Source organism: Erwinia mallotivora (assembly GCF_000590885.1).
GTDB lineage: Bacteria > Pseudomonadota > Gammaproteobacteria > Enterobacterales > Enterobacteriaceae > Erwinia > Erwinia mallotivora.
In genome coordinates this window covers 25,922-41,756 of record NZ_JFHN01000063.1, presented here as the reverse complement: position 1 = coordinate 41,756, position 15,835 = coordinate 25,922, and the positions used below count along the sequence as shown (strand labels likewise).

General features: G+C 54.8%; 13 protein-coding genes. 5 read left to right on the top strand and 8 right to left on the bottom strand.

What is annotated here, in order from left to right; all coding sequences use genetic code 11:
- Positions 1–24: 24 nt before the first annotated feature.
- Entirely contained in the window at positions 25–1,260 is a 1,236-nt protein-coding gene (gene sstT, locus BG55_RS16470) for a serine/threonine transporter SstT (RefSeq protein WP_034940018.1), read from the bottom strand.
- Between the two features lie 179 nt (positions 1,261–1,439).
- Positions 1,440–2,411, bottom strand: a complete 972-nt coding sequence (locus tag BG55_RS16465) for a TerC family protein (protein ID WP_034939774.1) — start codon at positions 2,409–2,411, stop codon at positions 1,440–1,442.
- Between the two features lie 352 nt (positions 2,412–2,763).
- Here BG55_RS16465 and BG55_RS16460 point away from each other — a divergent pair, with 352 nt between their 5' ends.
- Entirely contained in the window at positions 2,764–4,458 is a 1,695-nt protein-coding gene (locus BG55_RS16460) for a chloride channel protein (RefSeq protein ID WP_034939772.1), read from the top strand.
- 34 nt (positions 4,459–4,492) lie between these two features.
- On the opposite strand, the gene BG55_RS16455 is transcribed toward BG55_RS16460, so the two are convergent.
- Entirely contained in the window at positions 4,493–4,999 is a 507-nt protein-coding gene (locus BG55_RS16455; protein ID WP_034939771.1) for a M48 metallopeptidase family protein, read from the bottom strand.
- 191 nt (positions 5,000–5,190) lie between these two features.
- On the opposite strand from BG55_RS16455, the gene rlmG reads away from it, so the two are divergent.
- Positions 5,191–6,318 (top strand): 23S rRNA (guanine(1835)-N(2))-methyltransferase RlmG, encoded by a 1,128-nt coding sequence (rlmG, locus tag BG55_RS16450; RefSeq protein WP_034939769.1) that lies wholly within the window; start codon positions 5,191–5,193, stop codon positions 6,316–6,318.
- A gap of 7 nt (positions 6,319–6,325) precedes the next feature.
- On the opposite strand, the gene BG55_RS16445 is transcribed toward rlmG, so the two are convergent.
- Positions 6,326–7,039 carry a purine nucleoside phosphorylase YfiH/LACC1 family protein gene (locus BG55_RS16445; RefSeq protein ID WP_034939768.1) on the bottom strand — a complete coding sequence of 238 codons (714 nt, stop codon included), beginning with the start codon at positions 7,037–7,039 and terminating at the stop codon, positions 6,326–6,328.
- A 126-nt stretch (positions 7,040–7,165) separates the two neighbouring features.
- Between BG55_RS16445 and BG55_RS16440 the strand changes: the two genes are divergently transcribed.
- Positions 7,166–7,972, top strand: a complete 807-nt coding sequence (locus BG55_RS16440; protein ID WP_034939766.1) for a 5'-nucleotidase, lipoprotein e(P4) family — start codon at positions 7,166–7,168, stop codon at positions 7,970–7,972.
- 306 nt (positions 7,973–8,278) lie between these two features.
- Here the strand turns inward: BG55_RS16440 and BG55_RS16435 are convergent, their stop codons facing one another.
- The 3 genes from BG55_RS16435 to BG55_RS16425 form a co-directional block, all read right to left on the bottom strand.
- The gene (locus BG55_RS16435; RefSeq protein ID WP_160170872.1) at positions 8,279–8,947 is read right to left on the bottom strand and encodes a hypothetical protein; all 669 of its coding nucleotides are present in this window, start codon (positions 8,945–8,947) and stop codon (positions 8,279–8,281) included.
- A gap of 126 nt (positions 8,948–9,073) precedes the next feature.
- The gene (locus BG55_RS16430; RefSeq protein ID WP_034939763.1) at positions 9,074–11,083 is read right to left on the bottom strand and encodes an NADPH-dependent 2,4-dienoyl-CoA reductase; all 2,010 of its coding nucleotides are present in this window, start codon (positions 11,081–11,083) and stop codon (positions 9,074–9,076) included.
- 242 nt (positions 11,084–11,325) lie between these two features.
- A complete protein-coding gene (locus tag BG55_RS16425; protein ID WP_034939762.1) occupies positions 11,326–12,144 on the bottom strand; it encodes a TIM barrel protein in 819 nt (272 codons plus the stop codon).
- A gap of 344 nt (positions 12,145–12,488) precedes the next feature.
- On the opposite strand from BG55_RS16425, the gene BG55_RS16420 reads away from it, so the two are divergent.
- The gene (locus BG55_RS16420) at positions 12,489–13,994 is read left to right on the top strand and encodes a CoA-acylating methylmalonate-semialdehyde dehydrogenase (protein ID WP_034939760.1); all 1,506 of its coding nucleotides are present in this window, start codon (positions 12,489–12,491) and stop codon (positions 13,992–13,994) included.
- Positions 13,995–14,011: 17 nt separating this feature from the next.
- A complete protein-coding gene (gene iolB / locus BG55_RS16415) occupies positions 14,012–14,821 on the top strand; it encodes a 5-deoxy-glucuronate isomerase (protein WP_034939759.1) in 810 nt (269 codons plus the stop codon).
- 147 nt (positions 14,822–14,968) lie between these two features.
- Here iolB and BG55_RS16410 read toward each other — a convergent pair whose 3' ends face one another.
- Entirely contained in the window at positions 14,969–15,802 is an 834-nt protein-coding gene (locus BG55_RS16410) for a MurR/RpiR family transcriptional regulator (RefSeq protein ID WP_034940016.1), read from the bottom strand.
- Positions 15,803–15,835 lie beyond the last annotated feature (33 nt).

The following is a 15,835-nucleotide window of genomic DNA, read 5'->3' as shown; positions in this document are numbered from 1 at the left end:
CGGCGACAGGCCGTGGCGAAACCACTACGAGGTGCGTTGCTGCTCTGCCTGCTGTTCTGCCATGCAGGCCGCAGCGGTAAACAGAATATCGGCGGAGGAGTTCAGCGCTGTTTCAGCCGAATCCTGAAGCACGCCAATGATAAAGCCGACCGCCACCACCTGCATCGCTACATCGGCAGGGATACCAAACATATTGCAGGCTACCGGGATCAGCAGCAGCGAACCGCCGGCCACCCCGGAAGCGCCACAGGCACAGATCGACGCCACCACGCTCAGCAGAATCGCGGTGCTGATATCCACATGGATACCCAGCGTGTTAACCGCTGCCAGCGTCAGCACGGTGATGGTGATAGCGGCACCCGCCATACTGATATTGGCACCCACCGGAATCGACACCGAATAGGTATCCTCATCCAGTCCCAGTTTTTTTGCCAGCGCCATATTGACCGGAATATTCGCCGCTGAGCTGCGGGTAAAGAAGGCGGTTACGCCGCTCTCCCGCAGGCAGGTAAACACCAGCGGATAAGGATTACGGCGGATTTTCCACAACACCAGCACCGGGTTAACCACCAGCGCCATCAGCAGCATACAGCCAATCAACAGGCCCAGCAGATGGGCATAATTCCACAAGGCAGAAAAACCGGTAGAGGCCAGAATCGAGCCAACCAGGCCAAAAATTCCCAGCGGTGCAAAGCGGATAACGATACGAACCAGCCAGGTGATGGCATCTGCCGCGTCGTTCAGAAAGGTGCGGGTTGTCTGGCTGCTGTGGCGAAAGGCGAAGCCCAGCCCGATAGCCCACACCAGAATACCGATGTAATTGGCATGCAGCAGCGCGTCAACCGGATTGGAAATCATACTCATCAGCAGTCCGTTCAACACCGCCATAATGCCCGAGGGCGGCACGATCTGCTGGTCAACGGCGCTCAGCGTCAGGCTTTGTGGCAGCAGATGGCTGCATACTACCGCCAGCACGGCGGCAAAAAAGGTACTGAGCAGATAGAGGGTGATAATCGGGCGAATATTGGTTTTCTGTCCGTGTTGATGGTTAGCGATTGAGGCAATCACCAGCACCATCACCAGCATCGGGGCGACGGCTTTCAGCGCATTGACGAACAGCGTACCCAGCAGGCCAACGGACTGGGCGCTCTCTTTTGAAAACCAGGCAAGAGCAATACCGGCCAGCAGGCCGATTAAAATCTGACTCACCAGGCTTGCCTGTAACAGACGTTGCAGCAGACCCGGACGGCTTTTTTCCATACTCATAGTAAAACCAGTGATTAAGTGATTGTTATGAACGCATCCTTCTTCTGAATTCAGCGAAAAGCGTGTGTTTGCCGGGGCAGTATAAGGAAATGTGATGTCAGGGGAAGGGAAAAATGGCCTGCGGCAGGTAATTACCGCTGTCGCAGGCACGTTGTTATATAAGGGTAAATTGATTATTTCAGCTTTTGTCGTTGGTCGTTACGACGATTAACCACCGCGTTAATCACCAGTGTCACTGCCAGAATACCGCCTACCACGCTCAGCGAGACAGCCACCGGAATATGCCAGAAATCGACGATCAGCATTTTGAAACCGATAAAGACCAGTATCACCGCAAGGCCATATTTCAGCATTGAGAAACGCTCCGCCACGGCAGACAGCAGGAAGTACATGGCGCGCAATCCCAGAATGGCAAACAGATTGGAGGTCAGGACGATAAAGGGATCGGTGGTGACGGCAAAGATAGCCGGGATACTGTCGACGGCGAAAATCACATCGCTCAGTTCGACCATAATCAGCACCAGCAGCAGCGGCGTGGCATAAAGCAGCCCGTTGCGGCGAATAAAAAACTGCTCACCTTCGAGGTCATCAGTCATGCGCAGATGTTTGCGCAGCCAGCGTACCACCGGCTTATCGCCCGGCGAACCTTCACCGTCTTTACCCGCCAGGGCCATTTTCACGCCGGTAAACAGTAGGAACGCACCGAATACGTAGAGGATCCAGCTGAATTCATTCACCAGCCAGCTCCCGGCGAAAATCATGATGGTGCGCAGGACAATCGCTCCCAGCACGCCGTAAATCAGCACCCTGCGCTGTAAATTCGCCGGTATGGCAAAGTAGCCAAACAGCATCAGCCAGACAAAGACGTTATCCACCGCCAGCGCTTTTTCCAGCACATAGCCGGTCAGGAAAGCGAGGGTTTGCGTGTGGGCGATTTCAGGTCCGGCGGTGCCCTGCAAATACCACCATAAACCGGCGGCAAAAAGCAGCGAGACGGAGATCCAGACCAGCGACCAGAAGGCGGCCTGTTTAAGAGACATGGTCTGACTACCGCGACGCCCCTGCAACAGCAGGTCAATCGCCAACATAATCAGCACCACAACAGCAAAGCTGCCCCAGAGTAACGGTGTGCCTACGCTATTCATAGAAGGTTCCTGTGCAAAATAAAATGGCTAACGTTGGAAGACGTCAGCCACAGTATATTTGCTGTAAGCAAACCTCGCCTTCCGGCAAGGTCTCACTTACAACACAGGATGGGAATCCTGGTTGCCCGGCAACCGGGTGCTTGCGCACCGTAATGACGATTAACCGGCAATGAAGTTACTCCCCTTTGCTGCCGCCGACAATAACGGACGGCAGCGTAAAGGTCAATCATGTTTGGTAATATTCAGAAATATTTATCGCAATTTCGCGGCCTGAACCGCACCGGGCGTTTGATTTTTAACGTTGCCTCTCTCACCATAAACGCATATCTGCACGCGGGGAGAAAAAACCAGGATGATCACCGGCAGTAAACATGCACTGAACTGGAGCAGCATTCTCATTGCCATTCCCGTGGGGCTGGTGGCGTCGCTGGTGACGCTGGGATTCAGGCAACTGATTGAATTAATTAATAAGCTGCTGTTTGCCCGTGGGCAGGATGTCACCCAGGGGATCGGCGTTTATCCGTGGTATCTCTGGCCGCTGATTGTGGGTGCAGGCGGGCTGCTGGCCGGATTTTTTCTGCGTTATGCTACCGCCATTGAGCAAAAGGAGACGGTTCGCACCGATTATCTGGAAGTGATCAACGCCCGGCTGGAAGCGGTGCCAACCAAAACATCGCAGTTTCGTGCGCTCTCATCGATTGCCAGTATCAGCAGCGGCGCATCCATTGGTAAGGAAGGCCCGATGGTGCAGCTTTCCGCGCTGAGCGGCAGCCTGATGGGACGGCTCTCTGTTATCCGGAAATTATCACTAAAAAACAGCGATGTGGTGGCTATGGCTGCGGCGGCCGGACTCTCTTCGGTCTACCATGCGCCGCTGGCGTCGGCCATTTTCGTGGCGGAAATCGCCTTTGGTATCTCTTCGCTACAGCGTCTTATCCCGCTGATCATCGCCTCTGCGGCGGCGGTGTTAAATATGTGGATGCTGGGTTACCGTTCGGCGGTTTATCCTTTCTCGCAGGCACAGTTTGAGCTGACCACCAGCAACCTGCTACTGACCGTTGCCATCGGTTTGCTGGCCGGGCTGCTGGGCTGGGCAATCATCTGGCTGATTGACCGCAGTAAAACGTGCTTCGCACGGGTGAAAAATCTGCCGCTGCGGCTGGGGCTGGGGGGCGTGCTGGTTGGCATAATGGCAATCTGCACCCCTCAGATCCTGGGAAACGGTTATGAAGTGATCGTTGAAATTATGGCGGGCGGTTATGTTGTGCAAGGGCTGGTGATTCTGCTGCTGCTGAAAATGGTCGCGACCGCCGTTTCAGTCGGTTCCAACGCGGTGGGTGGGCTGTTTACGCCGTCGCTGTTAACCGGTGCAGTACTGGGGGTTCTGGTGGCGTCTCTGGGCGCGATGGCGGGGATGCCGGTCGATCATGCGGTGATCTTCGCCGCCGTCGGCATGGGGGCCATGCTGGCCTCGGTCAGCCAGGCACCGCTGATGGCGATGCTGATGGTGCTGGAGATGACGCTGAACAGCAGCCTGCTGTTTCCCACCATGATCGCCTGTGCGCTGGCCTCAATGACCGTCTACCGGCTGCAATCCGGCAGCACTTATCCGGTGATTAAGCATCACTTCAGCCGTTCAGATGCCAAATTCGATTTCGACAACGGCATTATTTCGCAGTTTATCGTCTCCGGCGCGGCGCTGAAGCCGGAGGATTCGGTGGGTAAAGCGCTGGCGGTCAGTTCACTCAAGCGCGAACGCTTTGTCTATGTCATCAGCGAAACGGGGGTATTTCTGGGCGCGGCGTCGATTCACGATATTTCCCGTCAGGTGCTGGACAAGACCATCACCCTGGACTCGCCGGTCAGCTGCGTGGTGGATGAAACCTTTCCCTGTATTTACGAAAACCAGTCGATTACTGAAGGCTGGGAGGCATTCGCCCGCGTCACGCTGGAGCGTCTGCCGGTGCTGAATAATCCTCACGAGAGGAAATATCTGGGGGCGCTGACCAAAACCAGTCTTATCCAGAAAGCCAAAGATTTTCTCTGAGGGGCCAGGCGATGTCTCTGCTGGCCTGATCCCCTCATTCAGCGGCTCCGTTTTCCAGCGCTCTGGCGGTCAGCCACAGCCGGGTATCAAACTCCAGCTGGTGATACTGCGGCTCCATATGACAGCACAGTTGATAAAACGCCTTGCTGTGATTCTTCTCTTTAATGTGTGCCAGCTCGTGAACCACAATCATCCGTAAAAACGCTTCAGGTGCCTGTTTGAAAAGCGTGGCAACCCGGATCTCTGCTTTGGCTTTCAGCCTGCCGCCCTGAACGCGGGAAATGGCGGTGTGTAGCCCAAGAGCATCTTTCATCACCCGGATTTTATTGTCATAAAAGACTTTATTCAGCGGTGGGGCATTGCGCAGCGACTGGTTTTTCAGATCCAGCGTGTAATCGTACAGTGCCCTGTCGCTGGTAATATTGTGGTTGTGCGGGTAGCGCTTTTGCAGCACGTCGTCCAGGCGCTGTTCCGCAATCAGCGTGCGCACCTGGTCCAGCAGAGATTCGGGATAGCCTTGCAGATATACCAGCGATGACATGCTGACTCCGGGGTTGAAAAGTGGAGGAACAGGGTTGGCAAGTCTACCACGACGGTGGGCGTATTTATCCAGATGGCAGGATTGCGGGGCCATAATCAGGCGGCCCGGATGCCGATCGGGGAAGAAAAACATTTACTGCTCCCACGTTTTAGGGGATAAATCGCGGGAATTTTTACCATCAGGGTGATCCCATGAGCCAATTTGAACTGAGCCAGCGCACGCTGACGTTGCACCGCTTTCCCCGGACGGGCGAGGAGAGTCCTCTCCAGGCGTGGGATGCAGCCGATGAGTATCTGTTGCAGCATCTGGCAGAGAAGCCGGCAAGCGGGCCGACATTTATCTTTAATGACACCTTCGGCGCGCTGGCCTGTGCGCTGGACGGGGAACTGCGTTACAGCATCAGCGATTCACTGATCGGCCAGCTGGCCACCCGCCATAATCTGGCGCTCAACGGGATGGCGGAACAGGACGTACAGTTTCTCGACAGCCTCACGCCGCTGCCGGTCAGGCCCGCCCGCGTGCTGATTAAAATTCCGAAAACGCTGGCGTTGCTTGAGCAGCAACTACGGGCATTGCGTCTGGTGGTGGGCCCGGAGACAGAGATTATTGCGGCGGCTAAAGCGAAAGTTATTCACACCTCCACGCTGCAACTTTTCGAGCGCGTACTGGGACACACCACCACCTCGCTGGCGGTCAAGAAAGCCCGGCTGATTTTCTGTCGTGCCGATCTGCCTGCGCTGGCGGAGGCACCCGATACCTTTTCATGGCAGCTGGAAGGCACTGATTACCGCATTCACAATCATGCCAACGTCTTCGCCCGCAGCGGACTGGATGTCGGGGCGCGTTTCTTTATGGCGCATCTGCCGGAAAATATTGAGGGCGAAATTGTCGATCTGGGCTGTGGTAATGGGGTGATCGGCCTGATGGCGCTACGGCAAAATCCGGCGGCGGTGGTGCATTTTGTTGACGAGTCCTCAATGGCCGTCGCCTCCAGCCGGATGAATGTTGAGGTGAATCGGCTCGAATGTCTGTCACGCTGCCACTTTACGGTGAATAATGCGCTGGCAGGGTTTCCTGCCAACAGCCTGCATACGGTGCTCTGTAATCCACCTTTTCATCAGCAGAACACCCTGACGGCGCACATTGCCTGGCAGATGTTTCGTGATGCTTACCGCTGTTTACAGCACGGTGGCGAGCTGCGCATTGTCGGCAACCGACATCTTGATTACTTCCAGAAAATGAAAAAACTGTTTGGTAACTGCACCACCGTGGCTTCCAATCAGAAATTCGTTGTTCTTCGCTCGGTTAAACTGCGTTAATCCCTGCTTATCGCCGCTTGATCCATGAAAATCGCTGCTGATAGCCGCAGTGAACGTGGGTGTTGCGGCGATAGCTTGCCTGCTCTTCCGCCATACAGTAAGTGCACACCCCGCTCAGCTCGATCTGCCCCTCCGCAACACCTTCCCGCATTGCCATGCGCTTTGCCAGCAGTGGCAAATCAAACCACACGCCGTTGGTTGTGGCTGATGCCTGTGGACGAACCGCCAGTGGGTTGCGGCTTTGCTGTTCCGACAGGGCAATCAGTGGCAGCAGATGGTGAGGATCCTGCTGGCGGATGGCGGCTATCCTCTCTTCGCCCAGCTCGTAGCAGCAGGGACCGATAGCCGGACCAATGGCGATGGTCAGGCTGTCCGGCGTGGCACCTCGCTGAAAAAGACGCCCGATCGCGGTGATAAGCACGCCGCCCAGCGCGCCGTTCAGCCCGGCATGGACCGCCGCAACCTGTTGCTGGCGATGGTCTGCGATCAGCACGGGCAGGCAGTCAGCGGTGTAGACCGCGACAGGACGGCTTCCGGTGGCGATCAGCCCATCAGCCTGTTGGCTTTTAACCGGAAGCGCCTCGTTGTCCAGCAGCACCTCCGCCGTATGACGCTGAAGGTTATACACCGTCTCTGCCGGTGGGCGTTCCCCGGCGGTCAGAAAAGCATGATCCAGCCAGTCAATGGATGAGAGCAGGGGAGAGAGATAAGCACCAGACATCGCGGCGTCCTTTTTAGCAGGCGGTGAGTTAACAATAGCTTCACATTATGGCCGTTATACTGCATTTTTAAGGCGACAATCTGAAACCATTTCCTGTAAATTCCTGAATGGAGCTGCACCTTGAAGATGAAAACCACCACCCTGTTAAGCACCAGTGTCCTGATGGCGCTGGCTTTGTCCGGCTGCGCGACAAAAAAGCCTGATGGCAATGCCGAACTTAATCAGCAGTCGGTTATGGCGCTGAACTGGTTCCAGCAGTCGGGCGAGTATCAGGCGCTGGCTTATCAGGCTTTTAACTTCGCCACGCTGTCATTTGATCAGGCTCCCTCACTGACCGGCAAACCGAAGGCGGTCATTGTCGATCTTGATGAAACGATGATCGATAACAGTGCTTACAGCGCATGGCAGGTGAAGGCAGGGCAGCCGTTTGCTGATAAAAGCTGGTCAGCCTGGACCCAGGCCCGCCAGGCCGCAGCGGTGCCGGGCGCGGTGGATTTTGCCCGATACGTTAACAGTCATGGCGGCACGGTCTTTTATGTCTCCAACCGTGACAATAAAGATGCTGCCGCGACGGCAGACAACCTTAAGCAGCTGGGTTTTACCGGTGTTAATCAAAAAACGTTACGCCTGAAAACTGACAGCTCCAATAAGCAGGCACGTTTCGATGCCATCAAGGCAGAAGGCTACAATGTGGTGCTGTATATCGGCGATAACCTGAACGATTATGGCGCGGCCACTTATCATCAGGGCAACGCGCAGCGCCGTGCCTTCGTCAACCAGAACCATCAGCTGTTTGGCACCCGCTTTATCATTCTTCCTAACCCGCTGTACGGTGACTGGGAAAGCGGCCTGGGAGAAGGGTATAACAAGCTGACGCCAGAGCAAAAGCTGAAAACCCGTGATGCAAACCTGAAGGCCTGGAACGGCAAATAAAATCTTGCCGGGATAACCAAATGGATAAGGTTATCCCGGCTGAACGCAAACTATAACGTAAACAGAGCGTCAGGCCTGCAAACAGGTAACAGTGAAATTCAGATTCTTAAATGAGGATACTGAATATCTGACTGGCTTTAAGCTGTTTTTATCAGATATTTTATCGCTATCATAGCGTGCGTGGAATACTCCGTTTAGCCGGGGCTAAAGAAAATAAATTAACGGAATGTATCAGTCAGTTTATTATTTTTAACCTTATTGTTAACGTGTCGGTGATAGTATTTGAAATTTTATTTTCGGACTAAATCAAGTTTCAATGTTATTTTTTATTGCGAAATTATCCTCTACAGCTACTGGTTTTTTTACAAGAATATCATAGGTAATTGGTATTGGTTTTTTTACAACAATATCGTAGGTAATTGATATAGGTTTGTTATTCGGGCTGTCGTAATGATTGGATATTGTGCTGTCAAACGGCCGCAGGCTCTGCGCTGATGTGTTGAGTAAAGCAGAGGCAGGGATGTTTGGGTGTATTGAATTATCTGATATTTTTAGCTGTTCTGAGCGCTGCTGAAGAAAGTGTTTTAACTCATCGTGACTCACATAGTCTGCATCATCCTCGAACATTGCCCCGGCGCAGGCAGGTTTTGATTTTAAATAATCAGTGGTGCCCTTGTCAGGATATTTATTCTCGCTGGACAGAGGTTCGGCAAATCGGACCTTTTTTTCAGAAAATCTTACATTATCCATTACTGTTTTATACAGGCGGTAGTCACTGTCGGACATTTTTTTTCTGGGGCTTAATGCAGAAGCAAACGGTTTTATTTCCTGATTTTTAATTTTAGTGCTGGATATCTCATAGCCATCAGCAGACAGAAAATTCTTAGCTGAATCGTTTTTTTCTGATGATATTTCGACCCGGGAGTCGATGCTGGTGGTCGAGCCCGACCAGCAGGAATTAATACATAAAGGCATGAGGGTTCGCTTTAATGAGTGCTGAAATGAAATGATATTTTGACACAGATAAAAAATATTAAAAGCAGGCGTGCTTATCATTTGCTTAAGTTGGTTCTGGATTGATATCTCCATTGAGTAAAACAGTCAGATATTTAAAGCCAGCCGCGTGGCCTGGACTATCGCCCGGCGGGCATCCAGTTCTTCCGCTACGTCCGCGCCGCCGATAATGTGCACGATTTTGCCCAGCGGCATTAAGGTGTCTGCCAGCTGTCGGTTTGGTTCCTGTCCGGCACAAATCACCACGTTATCTACCGCCAGCAGCTGGGTTTTACCCTCATAGCGAATATGTAATCCCTGGTCATCAATCTGGAGATATTCCACGCCGCCCCAGAGCCTGACCTGACGCATGTGCAGACTGCTGCGGTGGATCCAGCCGGTGGTTTTGCCCAGAGCAGCACCGGGTTTACCCGGTTTGCGTTGCAGCAGCCAGATCTGCCGCGCTGGCACGGGACTAACCGGGGTGCACAGTCCACCCGGCTGTTGCAGAGTTTGATCAATTCCCCATTCGCGACAGAAGGCGGCAATATTCAGACTGGCGGACTCGCCATGCTGGCTGAGATACTCCGCGGTATCAAAACCAATACCTCCTGCGCCGATAATCGCCACGCGTTGGCCCACCGGTTTTTTATCGCGTAACACCTCCAGGTAGCTGAGCACGCTGGGATGGTCAATCCCGGCGATCTGCGGTATCCGCGCCGTCACGCCGCTGGCGAGGATGATTTCATCAAAGTCCACCAGCTCAGACGCCACCACCCGGTGGTTCAGATGCAGCGCCACGCCGTTAATCTCCAGCTGCCTGCGATAGTAGCGCAGCGTTTCGCGGAACTCTTCTTTGCCGGGGATCTGGCGGGCGACATTGAACTGGCCGCCGATCTCTGCGGCCTGCTCAAACAGGCTCACCTGATGCCCTCGTCCTGCGGCGTTGACGGCAAATGCCAGTCCGGCCGGGCCAGCCCCCACCACCGCCAGCCGTTTTGGTTGCGGGGTGTGCTGTTGTGGCAATTCGGTTTCATGGCAGGCGCGAGGATTAACCAGGCAGGAGGTGATCCTGCCGGCAAAAATCTGGTCCAGACAGGCCTGATTACAGCCAATACAGGTGTTGATCTCATCGCTGCGTCCCGCGCGGGCTTTTTCAACAAACTGTGCGTCGGCCAGAAAAGGTCGGGCCATCGAAACCATATCAGCACAACCTTCATCCAGCAGGGCCTGAGCTACCTGCGGATGGTTAATGCGATTGGTGGCGATCAGCGGCAGGCTCAGATGCTGGCGGAGATGCCGGGTCACCCAGCCGAAAGCGCCGCGCGGTACTGAGGTGGCAATAGTGGGGATCCGCGCTTCGTGCCAGCCAATGCCGGTATTAATCAGCGTGGCCCCGGCCAGTTCAACAGCCTGAGCCAGTCGCAGCGTCTGCGGCAGGGTGTTGCCCTGTTCGACCAGATCCAGCATCGACAGGCGAAAGATAATAATAAATTCGGCCCCCACCGCCGCCCGAACGGCCTGCACAATCTCCACCGCGAAACGCATTCTGCACCTTTCGTCGCCGCCCCAGCCATCGCTGCGCTGATTCGTTCTGGCCGCCAGAAACTGGTTAATCAGATAGCCCTCAGAAGCCATGATTTCCACCCCGTCATAACCTGCTGCCTGTGCCAGACGGGCGCAGCGGGCGAAATCCGCAATCAGTGCCAGAATCTCGTCGTGGCCCAGCTCCCGGGGCTGAAAGGGATTGATCGGTGCCTGAAGTGGCGACGGGGCCACCAGGGTTGGCTGGTAGCTGTAGCGGCCCGCATGTAAAATTTGCAGCGCAATTTTCCCCCCGGCCTGGTGAACGGCATCGACTATCACCCGATGATGTGGCAACTGGTCCGGGTGGTTAAGCACCGACGCGCCCGCCATCACCACCCCTTCCGGAGAGGGGGCAATCCCCCCGGTCACAATCAGCGCCACGCCCGCTGTGGCCCGCTCGGCATAAAATGCCGCCAGGCGCTGTGGCCCGTCGGGATGCTCTTCAAGCCCGGTATGCATTGACCCCATCAGTACGCGGTTTTTCAACCAGGTAAAGCCCAGATCCAGCGGGGAGAACAGAGAAGCAGCCATAGTAACCTGCGGGTAAGTGGTCGGATGAGTTTACTGTAGCGAGGAAAGCGCTTTTCGGAAAGCCACCTGTGTGGTTGTGTGATTGAGCGCTGATTATTACCCGGAAAAACCCCCTGAGTCGGCTCAGGAGGCGGTAAGGCCAGGGGAGTGAACAAGGCACAATGAGCGAGCCTGTCAGTTACGATCGGCGGATTTATCCGTTGTTCAGGCGTTCGGCTGCATCAACAACGGTCTGCTCCGGCTCAGCAGCTTTGCTGAATCAGTTCTATACTCTGCTGAATTTCTTGCAGAATTTTTGACTCATCCCATTCGGCAAGCTCTGGCGCGAACGGCTCAAACGCATAGATACCCCGGTAGCCTCTGGCTTCCAGATTTCTCACCTGCTGGCAGGAGTGAAGGCGATCGGCCGGGGTGATCATCACACGGTGGTCATCCGTCAGTTTTTCGCGTGGCTGTGGGTCTTCCACGCCGGAAAGGTGTACCAGCCCGATGTCGGCTACATCAAGCCGGGCGAATTCGCTGTCGGCCTGAGGCCAGAGATGGTGATGAAAGGTGTCGATTAGCAGTTTAAAAGGGACTCCCGCATCGTGGATAAGATGACGGGCCTCTAAGGCGGAGCGCAGGGAGCTTTGCGGGAAGCCCAGCGGCTCAACCAACCCCGCGATGCCATATGAGGCGAACAGCGGGGCGAGGTCGCGCAGGGCGTTCAGCGTCTCGGTGGCTGAAACCGGCGTGCCGTCATTCAGTGGGCAGAGCACGAGGGCTTTTGCTCCTGTTTCTCTGGCTTCGTTCAACAGATGTTCGGTCAGCTGGCGCACCTCATGACTGCGCTGATTAAAGGGATAGACCGCATTAATGGTAACAATGTCAATCTGGTACTGAGAGGCCAGCTCACGCACCTGTTGGTGAGTCAGGGAGTCCGTAACGCTGCCACCGGGCATGTCATTGCGCAGCTCGACTTTGTGCAATCCTGCGCGGTTTACCAGTTTGAAGAACGCTTCAATGCTGAGCGAGGGAGCAATCTTCCGGTTGATACAGAAACGTTCTGCGGCGATGGTCATGCGACTCTCCTGAACCTGAAATGACAGGTTGCCCTGTCGGATTGTTGGGAAATTTATTTCATTTTATACTCAAATGAAAATAAATTTCTTTGATGATGTTCGCAAAATCTTGCCTGGTGGCAACGATTATTTCAGCTTTCAGGATAAGGAAGTAGTCTGGATAACACTTTAATTGCCAGATCATCCGGTAATGAATGGCATAAAAATGCGAGCCGCCTCACCAATTCAAATTTCCATTTTATTATTTATTGAAATAAATTTTTCATTTAACTACCGTTATGACATCTCGCAAACACAGATACAGCCGGGTGCTAATCCACTCTCTGCTTAAATGAGGCGCAAGTATGAATACCACGGGTAATTTTATTGGCGGAAAAAACCATATCAGTAGCAGTCAGGAAACGGTGCCGGTATACGATCCGGCCACTGGCAAAGCTATTCGTGAACTGACTCAGTCAACAGCGCAGGAAGTCTCGGACGCAATTGAGGTTGCTCATACGGCCTTTGATGCGTGGTCACGGACCACACCCTTACGCCGCGCGCGTATCCTGTTTAATTTTAAGATGTTACTGGAACAGCACGTCGATGAACTGGCAGAGATTATTGTCACTGAACACGGCAAAGTCTGGACGGATGCGATTGGTGAACTGACGCGCGGAATGGAAGTGGTGGAGTTCGCCTGCGGCATTCCCCACCTGATTAAAGGTGAATACTCTTCAGACGTCGGCACCGGCGTTGACAGCTATTCGCTGATGCAGCCGCTGGGCGTGGTGGCAGGGATTACGCCATTTAACTTCCCGGCGATGGTGCCGATGTGGATGTTCCCGGTGGCGCTGGCCTGCGGGAACAGTTTTGTGCTGAAACCGCCAGCGTTTGCCCCCACCGCATCGGTACGGCTGGCGGAACTGCTGAAAGAGGCAGGCTTACCTGATGGGGTGTTTAACGTGATCCATTGCAGTAACGAAGACGCTGAGCAACTTTATACCGATCCCCGCATTGCGGCGGTGAGTTTTGTCGGTTCTTCCGGCGTGGCCGAGCATATTTATAAAACCGCCAGCGCCCACGGCAAGCGGGTACAGGCGTTCGGCGCAGCAAAAAACCATGCGATTGTGATGCCTGATGCGGACCTCGACGCCACGGTCAACGCCATCATGGGCGGTGCCTTTGGTTCAGCCGGGGAGCGCTGCATGGCGCTGCCGGTGGTGGTGGCGGTCGGTGATGAGACAGCTGACAAGCTGATTGCCCGCCTCAAGCCGTTAGTTGAGGCGTTGAAAGTGGGGCCGGGCTGTCTGCGCGGCAGTGAAGAGAATGAAATGGGGCCGGTGGTTTCCGGAACGCATCAGAAGAAGGTGATTGGCTACATCGATAAAGGCGTGGAGGAAGGCGCTAAGCTGGTGGTGGATGGCCGTCAGTTGCGCCTGCCTGGCTATGAAGCAGGTTACTACGTTGGCGGTACGCTGTTTGACCACGTCACCCCTGAGATGACCATCTGGCGTGAGGAGATTTTTGGCCCGGTACTGGGCATTATGCGCACTGCGGATTATGCCAGCGCGCTGAAGCTGGTTAACAGCCACGAGTTTGGCAACGGGAGTGCGGTGTTTACCAGCAACGGCCATACCGCCCGCGAATTTGTTCATGATGTGCAGGCGGGGATGGTCGGCGTTAATGTCCCGGTTCCTGTGCCTATGGCATTCCACAGTTTCGGCGGCTGGAAACGCTCGGTGTTTGGCGCGCTGAACGTACATGGCCCGGATGGCGTCCGCTTTTATACCCGAATGAAGACCGCTACCGTCCGCTGGCCGCAGGGACAGCATACCGTTTCTGAATTCAGTATGCCGACGTTGGGCTAAGCATAAAGGAGGCTGCCGTGTCACTGCTGTCCAGAAGTAAGAAAGAAGGGCATATCCAGTCCATTACGCCGCAAAGTGCAGGCTGGCGCTATATCGGCTTTGATGTCTGGAAGCTGGCTAAAGGAGAGAAAATATCGCTGGCGTGCGGCGACAGGGAGCTGTGCCTGGTGCTGGTGGCCGGGCTGGCATCGGTTAAAACTGCCAAAGATGACTTCCCCGGGCTGGGACAGCGTATGTCACCGTTTGAGCGAACGCCGCCCTGGTCGGTCTATGTTCCTGCCCATGACCGCGTTGAAGTCACAGCGGATTCCTCTCTTGAACTGGCGGTCTGTAGCGCGCCGGGGCAGGGAACGCTGCCCGCCAGAGTGATTCGCCCACAGGATGTGGGTGTTGAACACCGGGGGAAAGGACGTAATCAGCGTCTGGTGCATAACATTCTGCCAGACAGCGCGCAGGCAGACTGCCTGCTGGTGGTGGAAGTCTACACCGATGAAGGGGCGACCAGTTCATGGCCTTCTCATAAGCATGATACTCCCCAGCCCGGCAAAGAAACGCAGCTGGAGGAGACCTACTATCACCGTTTTGATCCGCCACAGGGCTTTGCTATGCAAAGGGTGTATACGGATGACCGCAGCCTGGATGCCTGTATGGCACCTTCTGACCAGGATGTGGTGATGGTGCCGCGAGGCTATCATCCGGTGGCGACGCTGGCGGGTTATGACAGTTATTACCTGAATGTCATGGCCGGGCCGGAGCGGAAATGGCTGTTCAGCTGGGAAGATGACCATGCGTGGATAAACAGCGATGACTACCCACGGCGTGACTGACTGGCCGGATGGCTGCAAAGTGCGGTGATCTACCCCAACTACCGCCGGTAAACTCCACGGAATCCCGAACGCTTTGTGCGTCGGGATTCTGCTTTATGTGGCAGATAAACTGCCGAAGTGAACCCTTCACGCCTGATGGCTTTGTGCTTATTCCGAGCGGTTCAGCGCCAGAGAGACGGCCAGCGTCTGGGTCAGGCACAGCGACGCAACCTGAGAACGGAAGCCATCCACCTGGGCTTCACGCACCACGAAGCAGACATCGCTGAACGCCGCCAGCGGGCTGACCTGGCTGTCGCTGATGGCAATCAGCCGTGCCTTGCGCTGGGCGCCCAGTTCGACTAACTCCACCACCTCGCGTGAGTAGGGAGAAAAACTGATCGCCACCACCACATCCTTTGGCCCCACCATGCTGAGCTGCTCGGTGAACATGCCGCCCAGACCGTCAATCAGAAATGCTTTCCTGTCGAGATGGCGCAGCGCGTAGGTCAGATAAGACGCCACGCTGAAGGAGCGTCGCAGACCAATAACGTAAATATTGTCCGCGCCCTCCAGCAGCGAAACGGCCTGTTCCAGATCGCCTGCGGCGGTCTGCACAGCCAGTTGCTGCAAAGCCTGGGTGTTTACCATCGTAAACATATTGAGGATTTCAGTGGGGGTTTCCGGCGCTGACGACTCTTCAGTGGACGTCTGGCGAAACAGGCGCGCCCGTTCGGTATAGTTAGCCGTCTCTTCCATCAGATGCTGTTTAAACATCTGTTTCATTTCGTTGAACCCGCCAAAGCCAAAGGCATTGGCAAAACGGATCAGTGTGGACGGAGGAACATCTGCCTGCTGAGCAATGGAGGCAAGCGTGTCGAAGGCGACGCTGTTACTGTTATCGAGAATATAGCGCGCCACCTGCTTCAGTCGCTTGCTCAGGGTGTCATAGCGCTGCCTGATTTGGTCCTGAAGAATGGTCAGTTGGGTGGGATTATTAGCCATGTGTGCGCTCTGAAAATTAAAAGAGTGAAGTGC

What these genes read in the sequence shown, in the direction of transcription:
- BG55_RS16465 (WP_034939774.1), bottom strand. Translation starts at nt 2,411, where the DNA reads ATGAATAGCGTAGGCACACCGTTACTCTGGGGCAGCTTTGCTGTTGTG.
- BG55_RS16455 (WP_034939771.1), bottom strand. Translation starts at nt 4,999, where the DNA reads ATGTCATCGCTGGTATATCTGCAAGGCTATCCCGAATCTCTGCTGGAC.
- BG55_RS16445 (WP_034939768.1), bottom strand. Translation starts at nt 7,039, where the DNA reads ATGTCTGGTGCTTATCTCTCTCCCCTGCTCTCATCCATTGACTGGCTG.
- sstT (WP_034940018.1), bottom strand. Translation starts at nt 1,260, where the DNA reads ATGGAAAAAAGCCGTCCGGGTCTGCTGCAACGTCTGTTACAGGCAAGC.
- BG55_RS16425 (WP_034939762.1), bottom strand. Translation starts at nt 12,144, where the DNA reads ATGACCATCGCCGCAGAACGTTTCTGTATCAACCGGAAGATTGCTCCC.
- BG55_RS16410 (WP_034940016.1), bottom strand. Translation starts at nt 15,802, where the DNA reads ATGGCTAATAATCCCACCCAACTGACCATTCTTCAGGACCAAATCAGG.
- BG55_RS16430 (WP_034939763.1), bottom strand. Translation starts at nt 11,083, where the DNA reads ATGGCTGCTTCTCTGTTCTCCCCGCTGGATCTGGGCTTTACCTGGTTG.
- BG55_RS16440 (WP_034939766.1), top strand. Translation starts at nt 7,166, where the DNA reads ATGAAAACCACCACCCTGTTAAGCACCAGTGTCCTGATGGCGCTGGCT.
- BG55_RS16420 (WP_034939760.1), top strand. Translation starts at nt 12,489, where the DNA reads ATGAATACCACGGGTAATTTTATTGGCGGAAAAAACCATATCAGTAGC.
- BG55_RS16435 (WP_160170872.1), bottom strand. Translation starts at nt 8,947, where the DNA reads ATGCCTTTATGTATTAATTCCTGCTGGTCGGGCTCGACCACCAGCATC.
- BG55_RS16460 (WP_034939772.1), top strand. Translation starts at nt 2,764, where the DNA reads ATGATCACCGGCAGTAAACATGCACTGAACTGGAGCAGCATTCTCATT.
- rlmG (WP_034939769.1), top strand. Translation starts at nt 5,191, where the DNA reads ATGAGCCAATTTGAACTGAGCCAGCGCACGCTGACGTTGCACCGCTTT.